Annotated in this window: 21 protein-coding genes; 13 read left to right on the top strand and 8 right to left on the bottom strand. The window is 60.9% G+C overall.

Translation table 11 applies throughout. The features are described from left to right. From PTE30175_RS03880 to PTE30175_RS03900, 5 genes are all read left to right on the top strand, one after another. On the top strand, positions 1-444 hold a 444-nt coding region (locus tag PTE30175_RS03880; protein WP_150695754.1), incomplete at its 5' end, for an NAD(P)(+) transhydrogenase (Re/Si-specific) subunit beta. A 112-nt stretch (positions 445-556) separates the two neighbouring features. Beyond that, a complete protein-coding gene (locus PTE30175_RS03885; protein ID WP_150695755.1) occupies positions 557-1,450 on the top strand; it encodes an NAD(P)-dependent oxidoreductase in 894 nt (297 codons plus the stop codon). A 30-nt stretch (positions 1,451-1,480) separates the two neighbouring features. Then, entirely contained in the window at positions 1,481-1,747 is a 267-nt protein-coding gene (locus PTE30175_RS03890; RefSeq protein WP_150695756.1) for a hypothetical protein, read from the top strand. 8 nt (positions 1,748-1,755) lie between these two features. Then, on the top strand, positions 1,756-3,222 hold the full coding sequence (locus PTE30175_RS03895; protein WP_150695757.1) for a cytosine permease: 1,467 nt from the start codon (positions 1,756-1,758) through the stop codon (positions 3,220-3,222). 68 nt (positions 3,223-3,290) lie between these two features. After that, a complete protein-coding gene (locus tag PTE30175_RS03900; RefSeq protein ID WP_150695758.1) occupies positions 3,291-3,587 on the top strand; it encodes an EthD family reductase in 297 nt (98 codons plus the stop codon). A 487-nt stretch (positions 3,588-4,074) separates the two neighbouring features. Here PTE30175_RS03900 and PTE30175_RS03905 read toward each other — a convergent pair whose 3' ends face one another. The 5 genes from PTE30175_RS03905 to PTE30175_RS03920 all read right to left on the bottom strand — a co-directional run bounded on the left by PTE30175_RS03905 (position 4,075) and on the right by PTE30175_RS03920 (position 5,902). After that, a complete protein-coding gene (locus tag PTE30175_RS03905) occupies positions 4,075-4,410 on the bottom strand; it encodes a type II toxin-antitoxin system HicB family antitoxin (protein ID WP_150695759.1) in 336 nt (111 codons plus the stop codon). Further along, on the bottom strand, positions 4,407-4,661 hold the full coding sequence (locus PTE30175_RS03910; protein ID WP_150695760.1) for a type II toxin-antitoxin system HicA family toxin: 255 nt from the start codon (positions 4,659-4,661) through the stop codon (positions 4,407-4,409). Before PTE30175_RS03910 ends, PTE30175_RS03905 begins: the two co-directional genes overlap by 4 nt. 354 nt (positions 4,662-5,015) lie before the next feature. Further along, on the bottom strand, positions 5,016-5,198 hold the full coding sequence (locus tag PTE30175_RS03915) for a site-specific integrase (RefSeq protein WP_150695761.1): 183 nt from the start codon (positions 5,196-5,198) through the stop codon (positions 5,016-5,018). Between the two features lie 36 nt (positions 5,199-5,234). Next, positions 5,235-5,357, bottom strand: a complete 123-nt coding sequence (locus PTE30175_RS28960; protein ID WP_263596274.1) for a hypothetical protein — start codon at positions 5,355-5,357, stop codon at positions 5,235-5,237. 116 nt (positions 5,358-5,473) lie between these two features. Further along, the gene (locus PTE30175_RS03920; protein ID WP_150696051.1) at positions 5,474-5,902 is read right to left on the bottom strand and encodes a MarR family transcriptional regulator; all 429 of its coding nucleotides are present in this window, start codon (positions 5,900-5,902) and stop codon (positions 5,474-5,476) included. A gap of 219 nt (positions 5,903-6,121) precedes the next feature. On the opposite strand from PTE30175_RS03920, the gene badH reads away from it, so the two are divergent. The 6 genes from badH (at position 6,122) to PTE30175_RS03950 (ending at position 12,104) form a co-directional block, all read left to right on the top strand. Continuing rightward, a complete protein-coding gene (badH, locus tag PTE30175_RS03925; RefSeq protein WP_150695762.1) occupies positions 6,122-6,889 on the top strand; it encodes a 2-hydroxycyclohexanecarboxyl-CoA dehydrogenase in 768 nt (255 codons plus the stop codon). Positions 6,890-6,917: 28 nt separating this feature from the next. Next, positions 6,918-7,700 carry a 2-ketocyclohexanecarboxyl-CoA hydrolase gene (gene badI, locus PTE30175_RS03930; RefSeq protein WP_150695763.1) on the top strand — a complete coding sequence of 261 codons (783 nt, stop codon included), beginning with the start codon at positions 6,918-6,920 and terminating at the stop codon, positions 7,698-7,700. A 77-nt stretch (positions 7,701-7,777) separates the two neighbouring features. Next, a complete protein-coding gene (gene aliB, locus PTE30175_RS03935; protein WP_150695764.1) occupies positions 7,778-8,929 on the top strand; it encodes a cyclohexanecarboxyl-CoA dehydrogenase in 1,152 nt (383 codons plus the stop codon). A 44-nt stretch (positions 8,930-8,973) separates the two neighbouring features. After that, positions 8,974-10,632 carry a cyclohexanecarboxylate-CoA ligase gene (aliA, locus tag PTE30175_RS03940; RefSeq protein WP_150695765.1) on the top strand — a complete coding sequence of 553 codons (1,659 nt, stop codon included), beginning with the start codon at positions 8,974-8,976 and terminating at the stop codon, positions 10,630-10,632. A 103-nt stretch (positions 10,633-10,735) separates the two neighbouring features. Then, positions 10,736-10,885, top strand: coding sequence for a hypothetical protein (locus PTE30175_RS28500; protein ID WP_224788592.1), 150 nt, complete (start codon positions 10,736-10,738; stop codon positions 10,883-10,885). Positions 10,886-10,931: 46 nt separating this feature from the next. Then, positions 10,932-12,104 (top strand): acyl-CoA dehydrogenase family protein, encoded by a 1,173-nt coding sequence (locus PTE30175_RS03950; protein ID WP_150695766.1) that lies wholly within the window; start codon positions 10,932-10,934, stop codon positions 12,102-12,104. A gap of 18 nt (positions 12,105-12,122) precedes the next feature. Here the strand turns inward: PTE30175_RS03950 and PTE30175_RS03955 are convergent, their stop codons facing one another. The 3 genes from PTE30175_RS03955 to PTE30175_RS03965 form a co-directional block, all read right to left on the bottom strand. Next, a complete protein-coding gene (locus PTE30175_RS03955; protein ID WP_150695767.1) occupies positions 12,123-13,298 on the bottom strand; it encodes a Gfo/Idh/MocA family protein in 1,176 nt (391 codons plus the stop codon). Between the two features lie 15 nt (positions 13,299-13,313). Then, complete coding sequence (locus PTE30175_RS03960; protein WP_150695768.1) at positions 13,314-14,645, bottom strand: Rieske 2Fe-2S domain-containing protein; 1,332 nt, start codon at positions 14,643-14,645, stop codon at positions 13,314-13,316. Between the two features lie 67 nt (positions 14,646-14,712). Continuing rightward, positions 14,713-15,675: a PDR/VanB family oxidoreductase gene (locus PTE30175_RS03965; RefSeq protein ID WP_150695769.1), complete on the bottom strand. Its 963-nt coding sequence runs from the start codon at positions 15,673-15,675 to the stop codon at positions 14,713-14,715. A 264-nt stretch (positions 15,676-15,939) separates the two neighbouring features. Here PTE30175_RS03965 and PTE30175_RS03970 point away from each other — a divergent pair, with 264 nt between their 5' ends. Both PTE30175_RS03970 and PTE30175_RS03975 read left to right on the top strand, forming a co-directional pair. Further along, positions 15,940-17,286 carry an MFS transporter gene (locus tag PTE30175_RS03970; protein ID WP_150695770.1) on the top strand — a complete coding sequence of 449 codons (1,347 nt, stop codon included), beginning with the start codon at positions 15,940-15,942 and terminating at the stop codon, positions 17,284-17,286. A gap of 46 nt (positions 17,287-17,332) precedes the next feature. After that, entirely contained in the window at positions 17,333-18,325 is a 993-nt protein-coding gene (locus tag PTE30175_RS03975; protein WP_150695771.1) for a PhnD/SsuA/transferrin family substrate-binding protein, read from the top strand. Positions 18,326-18,454 lie beyond the last annotated feature (129 nt).

An 18,454-nucleotide genomic window follows, 5' to 3' on the forward strand; every position in this document is an offset into this window, starting at 1 on the left:
CTGGCGGTGGCGCGCGCGCAGCATGCCCTCAAGGAGCTGACCGACAAGCTCACGGAAAAGGGTGTGCAGGTGCGCTACGCGATCCACCCGGTCGCGGGGCGCATGCCGGGTCACATGAACGTGCTGCTGGCCGAGGCCGAAGTGCCGTACGAACAGGTGTACGAGATGGAAGACATCAACAGCGAGTTCGGTCAGGTGGATGTGGTGCTGGTGCTGGGCGCGAACGACGTGGTGAATCCGGCAGCGAAGAACGATCCGCAATCGCCGATCGCCGGCATGCCGATTCTCGAAGCCTACAAGGCCAAGACGATCATCGTGAACAAGCGCTCGATGGCCGCCGGCTACGCCGGTCTCGACAACGAACTGTTCTATCTCGACAAGACGATGATGGTGTTCGGCGACGCGAAGAAGGTCGTCGAGGATATGGTCAAGGCCGCGGCTTGATGTCGGGGCGACGATATGGGTGAACGGTACACCGCGTATTCGGTGGGCATTGCCTGAATGGCAACGCACCCCATCGCTATTTTTTGCGAGCGTAGAGAGTGGAGGAGCACAGATGACCGATACTGAAAAGCACAGCGACGTTACCATTTTGGGACTGGGTGCGATGGGGAGCGCGTATACGCGCGAATTCCTTAAGGCGGGGAAGCGGGTAACCGTTTGGAATCGCACGTCAAGCAAAGCTGATAGCCTGGTACGCGAAGGTGCACTTTGGGCTCCGAATGTGAAATCGGCAATGGCTGCAAGCCCGCTCACCATCCTTGCCGTCGTCGATCATGATTCGATCCGCGAAATGTTGTCCGATGATGTTTTGGCAGCTTCCACCAACCGTACTCTCATTGACCTGACGACGGGGACGGAAGCCGAGTTCAAGGAGCTTGTCGCCCGCACCAGAGATGCCGGAATGCCGTTTCTTGCAGGTGGTGTGTTGGCCTATCCGAGGTCGGTCGGCAGTGCCGATACGGCAGTTTTTTACTCAGGAGATGCCAACGTATTTGAAGAAAATAAGCATCTTTTGCGACATATCGGCGGCGCGCAGCACTATGTCAGCTCGGATCCGGCATTGGGTGTAAAGGTTGTGTTGGCGCTCGCTCTCATGGGTTTTGTGGCAGTAGGTGGATTTTTCGAGGCGGTCGGTTGGGCGGAAACGTGCGGCGTATCCGTGGCGACAATGTCCGAATATGTCCGTACCTCCGGTCTGCCTTGGATGAATGAATGCATTGCTTACCTGGGCGAACGTATCTCCTCCGGTTCCGATGATGGAGATCAGGCGACGGTCGATGTGTATGTCGACGGCTTCAAGGCGGCGCTGTCTGATCTGCAAGGGGCGGGCGTCGGCTCACGATCCGTTGGAGCTATCGTTGATTACGTGAAAACAGCCCAGAAGATGGGCCTCGGCTCAAAAGGCCTCTCTGCGGTGTATGAGGTAGTTCGCAATAATCAGTTATAAGACCGACTTTCATCATGGGTGTTTGAGTTCATGACACTGGGTCTTGGGGAGATGATGGCGTATGTCAACGGACATTGTTATGGCAGGTGGATTGTGAACGGTACGCGGCGCTGCGAAGCGCGGCCGGGGGGCGGCGCGCTTGATCAGGAGTTGGCAGCGCGCCTGAACGAACTGATCAATCAAAGTGGTTCGGAACCGATGCTGTCGCTGTGGCCTGCGGTCCGGGAGATCGCCAGTTGGGTTGTGGGTGCCACAATAATTGCGATAGTGTCGCTGAATTGGTTTTGTAAAAGCTAGGCCAGCAAATGCCCAGTTCAAACAAAGAGCATGCCGCTTCTGTAACGGGCCGGTTGCCATCGCTCGAACGCGAAAGAAGTTTTTCTACTTATGCCAGTCTGAGCTTTACGCAGATTTCGCTAGCCGCTGCGATCTGGACTGTTCTGGTTGGCGGCATGGTGCCAAGCGCCGGAAATACGTTCGTCGCCATCATCGGCTACACCTGTGGAGCAGTTCTCGGCATGGCGCCGGTTTTGCTCGGTTCGGCATTACCGTCATTCCGTTACGGTGTCGACGTTATCGAAATCAGCAAAGCGGTTCTTGGGGTGCGTGGGTCGGTGCTGACCCTGGCGGGATTTTTGGTGATGTCTCTGGGGTGGGCCTCAGTGGCATTCGCGATGATGTGCCGGGGAATCGGCCTGATGCCGGTTCATGCGGGGCAAATTGAGGTCGGCGTGGGCGAGCGAAGCGTCGTCCTCGTTGGCTGCGTCATCCTCCTGCTAATGTTTTTCCTGCTGCGCCGCGGATTCGACACGGTTCAGCGGGTCAATAATATCGTGGGGCCGATCTTCGTGGTGTTCATCTCAGCCAGCCTGCTGTTGTTGCTGTGGAAATTCGGCTTGCGAAAGCTGTTGCTGACCAACGTCCCGGCCGAGCAGGCTCTGACGCGCGACCCCCGCCGTTCATTTATCTATGCGCTCGAGTTTGGCGCGACTTTATCGTTGGCCTGGTATCCGTATTTGGGGGGACTTTATCGGTTGGTGAAGTATCGGCGGCATACGGTGGGACCGAGCATGATTGGTGGGGTGCTAATAGGAGGGGGATTTGCTGTGATCGTGCCGGCTTTGGCTGCGGTGCAGTTCGGCTCTGCCGATCCCACTCTCTGGTTCATCCAACTTGCGGGGCCCGTTGCCGGAAGCGTCGTAGTTTGTATTATCTTGCTACTGAGCATCACTGCCATCAGCATGACGGTCTATCTTGCAGCCAATGCGGTTCAGCAAATTCACATGCTGGCACGGATACCCTGGACCTGGCTACTATTGTTGATGCTCGTGCCTTTGTCTCTAGCTGTCATGAACACCTCGTGGGTCCTTGCTCACGTCATGACCTTTGCAACATTTGGTAGTCTGATATTCATTGGCCTGAGCGGTGTCATGCTGACCGATTTCTGGATTCTGCGCCGTCAGTTCATCGCGCCAGAGCATCTATTCGTGGCAGACAGTTCGGGATGCTACTGGTTTTGGGGCGGGGTAAACTGGGTGGCAATTGCTGTCATCGCTGTCAGTGCTGCATTTTATCTCTATATATACGATCCCATCACACTGCGAGCAGGAGACGCATTCCAGTTCTTCGGGGCCGCACTTCCTGTCGTGGCTGCAAGCGGCGCGCTCTACTACGTGTTGGCAAAGTTCATCGTGATCCCATCAGGGCGAGGCGGCTACCGTGCATGTTGGAATAGTTCCGCAGTTGACGGGGTCGCACAGGTGGGTCTCTGATCGGTGAATGATGAAAGACATTCATTCTCGCCACAGTATCTCTAGCACATCACTACAAAGGACTAAATATGGCTACCCTGATCGTGAGCTACCCGGCAACAGAAGCTGCGACGTTTGATCGGGATTATTACCTTTCGACGCATGTCCCGCTTGTCCGCTCCGCATGGAGTGAGTTTGGGCTGCAATCGGCCGAGATCCTTTTTCCAGCACCAGGGCCGCAGCCCTTCGCGTGCATGGCGATACTGCGTTTCAGCGATCAGCTCGGGGTCAATGCGGCTCTCTCCTCTGCCAAAACAGCGGAGGTGATAGGTGACATGTCGAACTTCTCCAATGTTGCGCCGACGATCTTCCGCGCGGATAACTGACAACTCGCGCCGCGAGCCGACGATCGTTGGTGCGGCACGACCACCTTCTGCATGCGGCATGGTGCAGGCAGCGGCTTGGGCACGCCTGCCTGCAAAGGTGTCCTATTGCTGCAATCCGCCTCCAATAAAATCAGGTGTTTACGTGCGCACGTTGCGGTACGTTATAGGACACGTTCCGCACCTGAATTCCTTTAGAATCAGACGCATGCATAGATTGGCGGACTAGGTTAATAGCCTATCGGGGGTTCGAATCCCCCCTCTCTCCGCCAGAATTTCACGAAAGCCCTTGAATTGAAATAGATTCAAGGGCTTTTTCGTTTGAGGGCCTGACCTGACCTGCCCCCTTCGATAGGGCCGAGGGGCTTCTAGCAAATCTATGATCATGAGGCTAACCCGGGATCAGGGCACGGCGCCGCATAATTCAGTGAAGGCCAAAGTAGGCAGGGAACAAGTCGCTGGCAGTAGCGTGGGCGAGCAGCCAGGGTAATCAAGCGCAGGCCGCTTGTTCCAGGGTCTCCGCTGCCCATTGATTCAAACTTTGTCCGTGTGCTGCTGCGGCGAGTGCTGCAGCGGCGTGCGTTTTCGGGGCAAGCCTGATGACAAATTTTCCCGAGAAATTCTTGAGAGGTTCGACCCCTCGCCGCGCGCATTCCTCAAGGAAGACCTTCAATGAAAGCTCGCCTTCGCGATGCAAACCCGCAACGTCGGACGCATAAAAGTCCGCCCCTCCGTTCAGGCCGATAAACTCACCGCGAAACATCTCAATTTCAGGGTCATACATGATGACAGCTTTGTGGCCGCCGACGACCATCACATTGTTCATCGCCTTACTCCATTCTCCTCAAGCCATCCCCGAATCGACGCGACGGCCCCTTTGTCCATGTCAGGTGACGGATGCGGTCGATGCAATACCTTCACCTGACCAAACAAAAATACAGCGACGCGCGATCCTTCGCGCTCTTCCAGTTCCGCCCCTAGTTCAAGAAATAACGCCCTGGCGTCCGGCCATTTCACCCCCGCAGGTGTCGGGCGCGAGAAAATCAATTCCAGCGTCTTCCTGTGTTTGGCTTTCATAGGCGGATGATACTATTTTTCAGTATCAAAATCAATCGTTCAAAGGAGGCGGGAAGTGTAAGCAGGTTTGGTGTCTAAGCGTGAGCGTGGCGTACAGACGAGATCCAGAACTAAGCTGTCCGCACCAGGGCGATACCCTTGCCGCAGGGCTTCATAAATCAATGACTTAGCCTGTCTCGCCATTCATATCAATCGCCCGCCGAGGAGCCCGTAAGGTGCTGATTTTTCAGATAATGCTCTGGCTGCACACGGCTGGTTAATAGCCTATCGGGAGTTCGAATCCCCCTCTCTGCGTCACGTTATTTTGCAAGGCTTTGCGGGTAATTGGGGCGGTAGCACTGTCCTATTGGGCGCCTACCGCAGAGGCTGCACCACCTCACATTTCCGGCGGTAGACCCGCTTCGTCATCTTCGCATCAGCGTGGGTCATCAGCGCCTGTGCATGCTCCGGCGTCTCGGCGTCGCCTGCGCATTTCGCGCGCAGGTCGTGCTTGTTGAAGTGCTCCTCGACCTCGGTTTCATTGATCACGCGATTCATGAACCCCTGCCACATTGAATCCCAGCCGCCGGCCCGTCACGTTTCCTCGTTGAGGTAGCGCTTCCCGTCCCGGTTGCAGAACAACCAGGATTGGTAGTCGTTCAACGGCGTCATCTCAGGCACCAAGCGGCCGCTCGCGATCGGCAGCAGTCCATCCACCTTAACCGGGTGTCCATGAAACCGGCAGCAGCCCAAGCCTTCAGCGCCTTGTGCACGTTCTGGTGTAACACCACTGGGCTCCGATGCCGTCTCGATCGAAGTACGTATGCGCAGCCTCACTCTTCGTCGTCCCGGGTCGTCGCCTGGGTTGCGTCGTCGAGGCGCTTCATATTGTCAAGAAGCTTGAGCAGGTAGTGCAGCGTGTGCGTGACGTCGTCGATGGAGAAGTCTCCCAGCACCTCTTCGTAGTATCCATGGATCTTCGGCGTGGCTTGGTGAATCCACAGCTTGCGACCCGACCCGGTCATTGTGACCCGTCGTGAACGGCGATCTCGGCCATCGGCAGCCGTGGACAGATGTCCGTCGCGCTCCATTCGGCTAACGAGCCCGGACAGGTTTTGTCGGCTCACCATCAGATAACGGGCCAAGTCTCCCACACTCATGCCGTGCTCCGCTTCCGGGCGCGAGAGCGCGCCCAGAACCGCCCACTGCTGCGTCGTCAGTCCTTCCGCCTCCACTGCCCGAGTTCCCGTTTTATGCAACATGTTTGCGCATTGATACAGGCGAAAGAACAGTCGATTGGCCAGTTCAAGCTTGACTTCTGTGCCTAATTTCGACGTTGCCAAGGGATTCTCCTAATAAATTTGTTCTTGTCTTTGACAAATTGCCCTCCTAGTATACGTCAATATATTTACGTATATTGAATTGCGCGGGCAGCACGTCCGAAAAGCGCAATGGTACCCCCACAACTGACGGAGAAGACTGTGCAAAGACTCGAAGGCAAGACGGTAGTCGTGACTGGTGGCGGCGGTGGCATCGGCGGGGCGACCTGTCGGCGGTTTGCGGCGGAAGGCGCGCGTGTCGCCGTGCTGGATCTCTCGCTGGAAGCCGCCGAAAAAGTGCGCGACGAGATTCGCGCCTCGGGCGGGGTGGCCGAGGCGATCCGCTGCGATATCACAAGCCGCGCCGAGGTGGACGCGGCGGTGGCGAAGACCGAGGGAACACTGGGCCCCGTCGATGTACTGGTGAATAACGCGGGCTGGGACGTGTTCAAGCCCTTTACCAAGACCGAACCCGCTCAGTGGGACCGGCTGATTGCGATCAACCTGACCGGTGCGCTGCACATGCATCACGCGGTATTGCCTGGCATGGTGCAGCGCAAGGCCGGCCGGATCATTAACATCGCGTCCGACGCGGCGCGTGTCGGCTCGTCCGGAGAGGCTGTGTACGCAGCGTGCAAGGGGGGATTGGTATCGTTTTCCAAGACCATTGCCCGCGAGCATGCACGTCACGGCATCACGGTAAATGTCGTTTGCCCCGGCCCGACCGATACGGCGCTCTTCGCCGAATACAAGGAAGGCGCGGGCAATCCCGAGAAACTGATGGAAGCGTTCCAGCGCTCGATCCCGCTTGGCCGCATCGGCCAGCCCGACGATCTGCCGGGTGCGATCGTGTTCTTCGCCGGCGGCGACGCCGGCTTCATTACCGGTCAGGTGCTCAGCGTGTCCGGCGGCCTGACCATGGCCGGTTGAACCTACTCACACTCGCAAGGAGTACACCATGAACTATGAAGACATTCTTTACGAAGTGCGCAACGGCGCGGCCTGGATCACGATCAACCGCGCGGACAAGATGAACGCCTTTCGCGGACGGACGTGCGACGAACTGATTCATGCGATCAATCGCGCGGGCTACTCCCGGGAAGTCGGCGTGATCGTGCTGGCGGGTGCCGGAGAGCGGGCCTTCTGTACCGGGGGCGACCAATCGGCCCACGAAGGCCAGTACGACGGGCGCGGCACCATCGGATTGCCGATGGAAGAACTGCACAACGCGATTCGCGACGTACCGAAGCCCGTGATCGCGCGAGTGCAGGGTTTCGCGGTGGGTGGCGGCAACGTGCTGTGCACGATCTGCGACTTCACGATTGCATCGGAGAAGGCCGTTTTTGCACAGGCGGGCCCGAAGGTGGGATCGGTCGATCCGGGCTACGGCACGGCCTTCCTGGCACGCGTGGTCGGCGAGAAGAAGGCGCGCGAGATCTGGTATCTGTGCCGTCGCTATCCAGCGTCCGAGGCGCTGGCAATGGGGCTCGTCAACGCGGTCGTGCCGCACGACCAGCTCGACGCGGAGGTACAGAAGTGGTGTGACGAGATCATGGAGAAGAGCCCGACCGCGATCGCGATCGCCAAGCGCTCGTTCAACATGGACACCGCACACCAGGCCGGCATCGCGGGCATGGGCATGTACGCACTGAAGCTCTACTACGACACGGAAGAATCGCGTGAAGGGGTCAAAGCCTTCCAGGAGAAGCGCAAGCCTGAGTTCCGTAAGTACGCGAAGTAACTCTCCATCGCCCGTAAGAGAGTTCCCGTGGCTCGCGATTGCAGCGCGCCCGGGAACCACCATCCTCAGGAAACACCATGAACCCCTACCTTGATGAAGACCTCGTCGCGCTCGGTGAACACGCCAGGCGCTTTGCGCAGGGGCGTGTCGCGCCCGGCTTCGAGGCGCGCGACTCGACGCGCACGCTCGACCGCGATCTCATGCTCGAGATGGGGCAGATGGGATTTATCGCGCCAGAGCTCCCCGAAGCGTATGGAGGTCAGGGACTGGGTTGCCTTGCTGCGGGCGTCATCCATGAGGAGATCGCACGCGCGGACCTGAGCCTGTCCTATATCAATCTGCTGGCGTCGCTGAACGGCCAGATTCTTGCGCATCATGCCGCGCCCGACATTGCCAGACCATGGCTCGAGCGCCTGACACAGGGCCGTGCGCTGCTTGCGATCGCGCTGACCGAGCCACGCGGCGGCTCGGACGCCGCGAATCTGCGTCTGCGCATGGAGCGCGTGGGCGATCACTACGTTCTCAATGGAGAGAAGACATCGATCTCTGCGGCCGACCAGGCCGATGCGGCGGTGGTGTTCGCCCGTACGGGCACCGTGGAGTCAGGCGCGCGTGGCGTTTCGGCTGTCCTGGTGCCGATGGATGTGCCGGGCATTACGCGCAACCGCTTCGACTGCCACGGCCAGCGTGCCATCGGCCGCGGGTCGATCTTCTTTGAGAACGTGCGCGTGCCGGTCGACCATCTGCTCGGCGAAGAAGGACAAGGTTTTGTGCAGGTGATGCAGGGCTTCGACTTCTCTCGCGCGCTGATCGGCCTGCAGGTGCTGGCAGTGGCCAAGGTCAGCCTCGAGGAAACGTGGGAATACGTGGCCCAGCGCGAAGCGTTCGGCAAGCCACTGTCGGCCTTTCAGGGCGTATCGCATCCGTTGGCCGATTACGAGACTCAGGTCGAAGCCGCGCGCCTGTTGTGTCTGCAGACGCTGTGGCTCAAGGATCGTGGCCTGCCGCATACGGCAGAGGCCGCGATGTGCAAGTGGTGGGGCCCCAAACTGGCCTACGACGTGGTGCATCAATGCCTGTTGTCGTTCGGCCATGGCGGCTACGATCGCGGGCCGATGGAGCAGCGCTTGCGTGACGTGCTGGGTTTCCAGATCGGCGACGGCACGGCCCAGATCATGAAGACGATCATCGCCCGCACTCGGGCGGGACGCGGCGCCGTTCCGGCATAAAGCGGAACCCATACAAAGGCACAAAATGGAGACGGAGACATGATATGGAGTTCGACGCCGTTCTGATTCCGCCGCGGCGGGCGGCGAGTATCGCGCAAGGGCTGTGGCACGACCGCACGATCAACGATGAACTCGACGCGTGTGTGGCTGAGTGCCCTGACAAGATCGCGCTCGTCGCGCGGCAGGTCGAAGACGGGGCGACCACACGTTTCACCTATCGCGAGATGGCGACGATGACCGACCGCATCGCGGTGGGGCTCACGCGTCTGGGTGTCGGACGCAACGATGTGGTGTCCTTGCAATTGCCAAATTGGTGGCAGTTCACACTGACATATCTCGCTTGCTCGCGCATCGGTGCGGTGCTGAACCCCTTGATGCATATTTTTCGCGAGCGGGAGCTATCGTTCATGCTCAAGCATGGCGGTAGCAAGGTGCTGGTCGTGCCCGGGCGATTTCGGGGATTCGACTTCGAGCAAATGGCGGACGGTCTGAAGGCGAGCCTTCCTGAGTTGCAGCATGTCGTGGTGGTCGGCGGAGAAACCAATGGCCAGCCGAATGCCAACAGCTTCGAGGCGCTGCTGAGCGGCCCGCACTGGGAACTGGAGTCTGATGCGCAAGCCATCCTGATGGGCAATCGCCCCGGCCCGGACGACGTCACCCAACTCCTCTATACGTCGGGCACGACCGGTGAGCCCAAGGGCGTGATGCATTCGGCCAACACGTTGATGTCGAACATTCTTCCCTATGCCTCAGCCATGCGCCTCGGCCGGGACGACGTGGTGCTGATGGCCTCGCCGATGGCGCATCAGACCGGTTTCATGTATGGCTTGATGATGCCGATCGTGCTGCGCGCGAGTGCTGTGCTGCAGGATATATGGCAGCCCAATGCGGCGATCGAGCTGATACACAGCGAGCGGGTGAGTTTCACCATGGCGTCGACCGTATTCCTGACCGATCTCGCCAACGCGGTGACGGAGGCCGGGCACGCCGTGCCCACGCTGCGCACCTTCCTATGTGCCGGTGCGCCGATTCCCGGGCCACTGGTCGAACATGCGCGCAAGGCGATTGGCGCCAAGATCGTTTCGGCCTGGGGCATGACCGAGCTTGGCGCGGTCACCCTGACCCAACTCGACGACGACGACGATCGTGCGTTCACGACGGATGGCTGTCCATTGCCGGGAGTCGAGGTGCGGGTGGTCGGCGACAACGATGCGCCGTTGCCCGCGGGTTCGATCGGGCGCCTGGTGGTGCGCTCCTGCTCGAACTTCGGCGGCTATCTGAACCGCGCCCATTTGAACGCGACCGATGCCGAAGGTTGGCTCGACACCGGCGACCTCGCGCACATCGACGAGCGCGGTTACATCCGGATCGATGGCCGCAGCAAGGACGTGATCATCCGTGGGGGCGAGAACATCCCGGTGGTCGAGATCGAAGCCTTGCTCTACCGGCACCCGGCCATCGCAGCGGCGGCGATCGTCGCCTATCCGGACGAGCGCCTCGGCGAGCGCGCCTGCGCGGTCATCGTCACCAAGCCAGGCGAAGCCATTGATTTACCCGCCATCGTCGACTTCCTGAAGTCGCACAAGGTCGCCGTGCAATACATCCCGGAACGGGTGATTGTGCGCGACAGTTTGCCCACCACGCCGTCTGGCAAGGTTCAGAAGTTCAAGTTGCGCGAAAATTTGCGCGACGTGGACGACTGAAGCCGGGGCGCAGCCTGAAAGTCGCTGACGCGAGACGTGCCCATCCGCGCGGAACGAGCCTATCAAGATCGTTGTTGACGGAATCAAACAGGGAGCAGGAATCATGCAGGAGCAACCAGTCATCGTTGAAACAGTAGGTCGGGTCGGCGTCATCACGCTGAACCGACCAGCACAGATGAACGCCCTTAACGACGCGCGAGAAGGCATGACCGCATTTCTTGACAAACGCAAGCCCGTGTTCAGTCACCGCTGACCGCGGTCAAACGCCATCTGGAACAGCGATACATTGGAGTACAAATATGGCCATCGATAGCGAATCATTCGACATCCTGCTGGCTTCCGTCCAGCGCTTCATTCGTGAGCGGCTGGTCCCCGCCGAGGACATGGTCGAAGAACTGGACGACGTTCCTGCCGATATCGTCGACGACATGAAGGCGATGGGGCTATTCGGCCTGTCGATTCCCGAAGAATACGGCGGCATCGGCCTGTCGATGGCGCAGGAATGCGCGGTGGCCTACGAATTGGGGCAGACCGCACTGGCGTTCCGTTCGGTGTTTGGCACCAATGTGGGCATCGGCTCGCAGGGCATCCTGATGGACGGCACCGAAGCGCAGAAGCGCGAGGTTTTGCCACGCGTGGCGAGCGGCGATCTGATCATGTCGTTTGCCCTGACTGAGCCCGACGCGGGATCGGACGCAGCAGCGATCAGGATGCGCGGCGAACGGGTCAAGGACGCCGGCGGTGACTATTACGTCCTCAACGGTACAAAGCGCTTCATCACCAACGCGCCGCGCGCCGGCGCTTTCACGCTGATGGCGCGCACGGACGGCGAGGGGGCCAACGGCATCTCGGCGTTCATCGTGCCGTCCGATCTGCCAGGTCTGAGCCTCGGCAAGCCCGATAAGAAGATGGGGCAGCGTGGCACCAAGACCTGCGACGTCGTTCTGGATAACGTACGAGTGCCGGCAGCGAACATCATCGGCGGCCAACCCGGCAAGGGTTTCAAGACCGCGATGAAAGTGCTCGACCGAGGGCGCCTGCATGTGTCGGCGCTGGCTTGTGGCGTCGCGCAGCGCGTGCTTCAGGAATCGGTCGCGTATGCAAAGGAACGCAGGCAGTTCGGTCAACGTATTGGCGACTTCCAGCTCGTACAGGCAATGCTGGCGGATAGCCAGGCGGAGTTGTATGCAGGGTGGTCAATGGTGCAGGACTGTGCGCTGCGGTACGACGCCAAGCCCGCCGGACAGAGCGATCCGGATGTCAGCATGCGTGCGTCGTGCGCCAAGATGTTCTGCACCGAGATGGTCGGGCGCGTGGCCGATCGCGGTGTGCAGGTGCATGGTGGCGCGGGCTATATCAACGAATACAAGGTCGAACGTTTTTACCGCGACGTGCGGCTGTTGCGCCTGTATGAAGGCACTACGCAGATCCAGCAGATCATCATCGGCCGTGAGCTGATGCGACGCGACTGAGCGGGTGCCGAGCGTGGGTCACAGCATCACGTCCGCCCCAGCCTCGTTTGACTTCAGGATGGCGAGGCAGATTTCCAGCGTGCCCTTGGCCCATTCGCCGTCGTGAAGCGGCACCTGCCCGTCGACGACGGCGCCGTACAGTTCGTCGATGACTTCGGCGCGCGGCACGGCGGGGGAGGGAAGTGGCAGCGTCTCGCGTTGCTGGTCGCCGTACACGACGATCGAGTCCGGCAGCGGGCGCAGGTCCGCACGTTCACACGACACGATCACCGGCCCGAAATGCTGATGCAGACGCGGCGGTTCGTCTTCGGCGGCCGATGGCGGCTTGTATGCCGATCCGCCGTACGTGCCGGCGGACTTCAGCTTCGCCTCGCCATCCATTGATGCCAGCGTCGCCAGACGGCGGCGGGCGGCGCCATACCCATCGGGGCTCGTGCGCTCCCCCATCTCGCCGATCCAGCCGGTCCATTCGTCGCTGTTGAAGTGACCGTAGCCGTTGTACGAGAGCGAGGCATATGCCCCGCTTTCGAACCAGATCAGCGCGGAATAGGCGCCTTCGGTCGGCCGCGACGGGTCCCACCCTCCGACGCTCGCACGCAGCCGAACCGCGCGCGAACCGGCGAGCAAGCGCACGATGTCGACCTGGTGTGCCGCCTGGCTGAAAACTGCGCCGCCGCCTTCTGCCGTCATCAGCTCTTCGGGGCGGCGCGGCCGGTACAGGTAGTCGGTGTAGTTGACCGCCTGGATCATCTTCACCGCACCGAAATTGCCGCGACCGATCAGTTCGCGGGTGCGCAGGTACGGCGTATCGAAGCTGTGGCAATGGCCGACGATCAGGTGCACCTTCGCCGCGCGGCATGCGGCGATCATGCGGTCGCAGTCGGCCGCGCCGAGTGCCATCGGCTTTTCGACCAGCACGTGTTTGCCTTTCGTCGCGGCAAGCTCCGTGTGCCGCGCGTGGAACTGATGCGGACTCGCTACGTAGATGACCTCCACGTCGGGGTCGTCGGCCAGTGCCGCCACATCCGCATAGGTTCGCGCGCCGAAGTCGGCGGCGAACTGCTTGCGCGCTTCGTCGCGCGGATCGCACGCGGCGACGAGCTGAACCCTGGGGTCGCGCAGGAAAGTCGGCAGCATCAGCGAGAACGCCCGCCCCAATCCCGCGACGCCAATGCGCAAGCGGCGCTGTACCATGGCTGTGCCCCCCTGTTATTGCGATACCTGATAGTCGGTCGCGACCACGGGCGGCTGGTCGGCCGGCTGCGGATGTTTCGTGCTGACATAGCGGACCGCGTACGAGCGCCAGTCGATTTCCTTCGGCACGACCGCCTGATACGAGCAGACTTCCTGCCCAATCGCCTGCGCACCGGTGCCGATCGCATCGACGCCCTGCTGGAAGTCGGCGACCGCATCGAGCATGCGCCGGCGGAATTCGACGATCGCGAGATCGCTCGCGCCGAGACGCTCGTCCGAGCGGTTGGCGATCGGCCCCATCGTGACCCACATCGCGATGTCCTGGTTCGGGAACCCCGAGATGCCCGTGAAATTGCCCGCCGTCATCGCTGCCCGGTCCTGCCAGAAGCGGTTCTCGTGATTGCGCAGCGGACGGTAGCGTTCGTCCAGATCGACGCCGACCTGCTGACGCAGGAACTTGCGCCAGGTTTCGGTTTCCGGCGTGGTTTCGGCGTCGCCCCATGCGATGAAGTAGAACGCCGTGTTCGTGTCGTCCATCGGTACATTGATGTTCGCGACGTTGTAGAGATTGTTCGGCGGGATCAGCACGGTGGCAGGCGCGACGAACACGGTCGAGCGCACGTAGTCGTGCGTGTTGGCGTTGAGGATCGGGCGGCGCAGCGCGGCGTAGCGGAAGCCGTAGTCGGTGCGCTCGACCTGCAGGCGCGGCGCCTTGTCGGTGGAAGGGCGCAGCCAGTTTTTCGAGGTGGCTTCGGCGCCGCCCACGCGCGCCGGCACGAAGTCGGACGAATGCAGGCTCGAGCTGTGCGCGGAATCGATCGCGCCTTCGAGGATCTGCGCCCAGTTGCACGGCAGCAGTGCCTTCGCGATGCTCACGCGCGTGTCGGCCGTCGGTGCCCACGCGGGCGGAACGAATTCCGGCACGGCGTGTTGCGGACCCATGAACGCCCAAATCATGCCGCCCCATTCGTGCGTCGGGTAGGCCTTGTGCTTGACCTTGTCGGTCATGCAGCTTGAGGCGGGCTCGGACACCATCTCGATCACGTTGCCCTTCACGTCGAACTTCCAGCCGTGGTACAGGCAGCGCAGGCCGCAGTCCTCGTTGCGCCCGTACACCAACGACGCGCGGCGGTGCGGGCAGTACTCGTCCATGACGCCGACACTGCCTTCGGTGTCGCGGAACACGACCAGATCTTCGCCGAAGACGCGCGCTTTCACAGGCGCGCCATCCGGCTCGCTCACTTCCTCGATCAGGCAAACCGGCGTCCAGTGCCGGCGCATCAGCTGTCCCATCGGGGCATCGCCTTCAACGCGGCACAGCAATTCATTTTCTTCATGGGTCAACATGTCTCGTCTCCCGGCGATACATCGCCTTTACCAACAGGTTTGGAATAAACAGGGGGCGTCGAGGCGCTTAGAGATCCAGCACCAGCGCCTCTGATTTCGCGCGCGAAACGCAAAGCATGATCTGTGTTTCCTTCTCGTCATCACGCAATACAAGGTCCCGGTGATCGGCCTCGCCCGAGCACAGCCCGGTCCGGCATGATCCGCAGGTGCCGCTTTCGCACGAGCTTGGGACGCGCACATCAGCGGCGCGCAGTACGTCGAGGATCGAGCGGTCGGTCGGAATTTCGAAGGACGTGCCGCTGCGCTGCAAGCGAACCGTGAACGGCGTGTTCTCCCGAGCGTTCGCATTGTTCGCGCCGAAGCTTTCGAAGTGAACCGTGCCCGACGGCCAGTGGCCCGTCATGTCCCGCACGGTATCCATCAGCGCCTGCGGTCCGCAGCAATAGACGTGCGCCGCTTTCGGCCGCTCGAACAGGGGCCAGAAGTCGAATGATTTCGACGGGTCGCCGAAGTCGTGGTGAATCGTCACCCGCGAGCGCCATTCGTCGCTGCTGAGTTCATCGAAAAACGCGGTGCCCGCCGGATCGCGGGCCAGGTAGTACAGCTTGAACTGTCTCAGGCCTTCCGATATCAACTGCCGCGCCATCGACAGCATCGGCGTAATGCCGATGCCGCCTGCGACAAGAATGAACGCCTTGGCCCGTTCATCGAGCGGGAATTCGTTGCGCGGCAGCGACACGGCGATCGCATCTCCCTCGGACGTTTCGTCGACGAGACTCCTCGAGCCGCCGCGTCCGTTGGCGTCACGCTTGACTGCGATGACATAGCGCCCGCGCTCCTGAGAGTCGTTGCAAAGCGAATAGCTGCGCCGCGCACCGTTGGGCACCAAGACGGTCAGATTCGAGCCCGCCTCGAACGGCGGCAACGGCGCACCCAGCGGGTCCACCAGCTCGAAGCGCCAGATGTCGCGCGCAATCCTTTCCTTTTCCGCGATCTTCAGACCCAGAAAACCGTCTTCGTCGATAGCCATGCCTGTCTCCTTCTGCTCGATTCGGATTGTTGCGGTCCAATGAAGCGGAGTATATTGCTAGATATCTAGTAATACAAGGTGCGAGAACGGTGCAGGAGGCGTTTGGGCCGTCGGTATAAACCCGCACTTGCCAGCGGCATCAATGCGCCCTAATCTTATTATTAGATGTCTAATTAAAGAGGCGCAGACGAGGCGACCGTCATTCGGCGAGCAAGCTTGTCTGTGCGCGCTGACACCGTGAGAGAAACCTGGAGAGACGCAGAAATGGCAGATTCAACGTTGAGCTACGAGGAAGTATCCCGACCTCCGGTAGCGGATTCCGCGGTCGTGGAGGCGACGTATCGCAAGGTTACGCTCAGGTTGATGACCTTCCTTTTCTTTTGCTGGGTCCTGAACTATCTCGATCGCGTCAACGTCAGCTTCGCGCAGCTTCAGTTGAAGCACGATCTTGGCTTGAGCGACGCCGCGTATGGGCTCGGGGTCAGTCTGTTTTTCGTCGGCTACATCCTGCTGGAAGTGCCGAGCACGCTGATGCTCCGGCGCATCGGCGCTCGCAAGACCGTCACCCGGATCATGCTGCTGTGGGGCATCATTTCCACTGCCATGGCGTTCATGACCGCGCCGTGGCAGTTTTACCTCGCCCGTACGCTGCTCGGTGCGGCGGAGGCAGGCTTCTGGCCAGGGATCATCCTCTATCTTTCGTACTGGTATCCCGGGCAGCGCCGTGCCCGCATCACGTCGCGCTTCCTGCTGGCGATCGCCGCCGCGGGCATCATCGGCGGACCGCTCTCAGGCTTCATCCTGCAGAACTTCATGGACGTCTGGGGCTTTCGCAATTGGCAGTGGCTGTTCTTTCTCGAAGGTCTGCCCGCCGTGATTACCGGCGTCGCCGCATGGTTCTATCTGACCGACAAGCCGCAGGACGCGGCGTGGCTGAGCGATGAGCAAAGGCGTATCGTCATCGGTGCGCTGGAGGAAGAAAATCGGCAGAAGCCGCACGACGCGCCGAGCCGCCTGCTCGTTGCACTGCGCGACCCGCGTGTGTATGTGATTGCTGCCGGCTGGGCCACGGTGCCCATTTGCGGGACCATCCTCAACTACTGGACGCCCACCATCATCAAACAGGCGGGCGTGTCCAATCTATTGCATATCGGCGTGCTGTCGGCGTTGCCTTACATCGTCGGCGCCATCGCCATGCTGTTGATCGCACGCAGCTCCGACTTGCGACTCGAGCGGCGCTGGCACTTCGCCCTGTCGACGACGGCAGGCGCCGTGGGTGCCGTGGCGCTGACAATTCTCGCGCATCACTGGACGGTAGCGATCGCGTGCCTGAGTCTCGTGTCGGTGAGCTACTTCGCGGCGGCGGCCATCATCTGGACCATTCCGCCGGCATACCTGAAAGGCGAGGCGGCCGCAGGGGGCATCGGCGTGATCAGCAGTCTCGGGCAGGTGGGCGCCTTCTTTGCGCCGAACGTCCTCGGCTGGGTAAAGACCGTAACCGGCAGCTTCTCGGCGGGCATCCTGCTGGTGGCGGCGCTCGTTTTCATCGGCGGCATCGTTGTGTTCTTTGGGGTTCCGCGCGAGCGGCAAGCCCCTCAAACCGGCGCGTGATCGTGCACGCGACGGACAGGATTTTGACAGTGAGACAGGAGCAGGAATGAGCAAGCTTCAACTTTCCATTGCCGTGGGCAACTATGACCGGATGCGTCCGCTGATCGACGGCGATGTCCAGATCGACGGCGTGGATCCGGTGTTCATGTTGCAGGACCCGGAGGAGATTTTCTTCCGTGCGTTCCGGCACGCGGACTACGACATTTGCGAGCTTTCGCTCAGCAGCTATTCGGTGAAGACGGCGGCGGGCACGTCGCCGTACATCGCGGTGCCGGTTTTCCCGTCGCGCGCGTTCCGGCACAGCTCGATCTACGTGCGTGCCGATCGCGGCATCGACCGGCCCGAGGACCTGAAGGGCAAGCGCATCGGCGTGCCGGAATACCAGCTCACGGCCAACGTGTGGGCGCGGCTGTTGCTCGAGGAAGAATATGGCGTGATGGCGTCGGATATCCGCTGGGTGCGGGGCGGTTACGAAGATCCGACGCGGGTGGAGAAGATCGCGCTGAAGTTGCCCGAAGGCGTCGTGCTGGCAAATGCGCCCGAAGGCCAGACGATCTCGAATCTTCTGGCCGACGGCGAGATCGATGGCGTGATCGGACCGCGCGCGCCTTCGTGCTTCGAGCGCGGACATCCGTTGGTCAAGTATCTGTTCGAAGATCCGCAGAAGAGTGCGGCCGACTGGTACGAGCGCCGGAAGCTCTTCCCGATCATGCACACGCTCGGTATCCGTAGGACGCTGGCGGACCAGCACCCGTGGCTGCCGGGGGCGATCGTGAAGGCGTTTGAGCGCTCGAAGGAGGTGGCACTCGCCCGGTTGAGCGATACCTCGGCGACCAAGGTCACGCTGCCGTTCATCGAGGACCAGTTGCGCAACGCGCGACGACTGATGGGCCATGATTTCTGGTCATACGGCTTCGCGCAGAATGAGCACGTGATCGATCGGTTCCTGGCGCAGCACCATGCCGAAGGCTTGTCGAGCCGGCGGCTGGCGCCGGCCGAGCTGTTCCATCCGGCCAGCCTGGAAAGCTTCAAGATCTGATCACAGGGGCGGTGCGTTGCGGCCGTAGCGCATGCATGTGAATGACGCTGTGCCGCAGGCCGCTGGACCGTGGGCCAGTGGCTTGCGCACGGGTGAAAGCGATATGATGGTTACCATTTTGGTCACAAC

The sequence above is a fragment of the Pandoraea terrae genome (assembly GCF_902459695.1).
In the GTDB taxonomy this organism is placed as follows: domain Bacteria; phylum Pseudomonadota; class Gammaproteobacteria; order Burkholderiales; family Burkholderiaceae; genus Pandoraea; species Pandoraea terrae.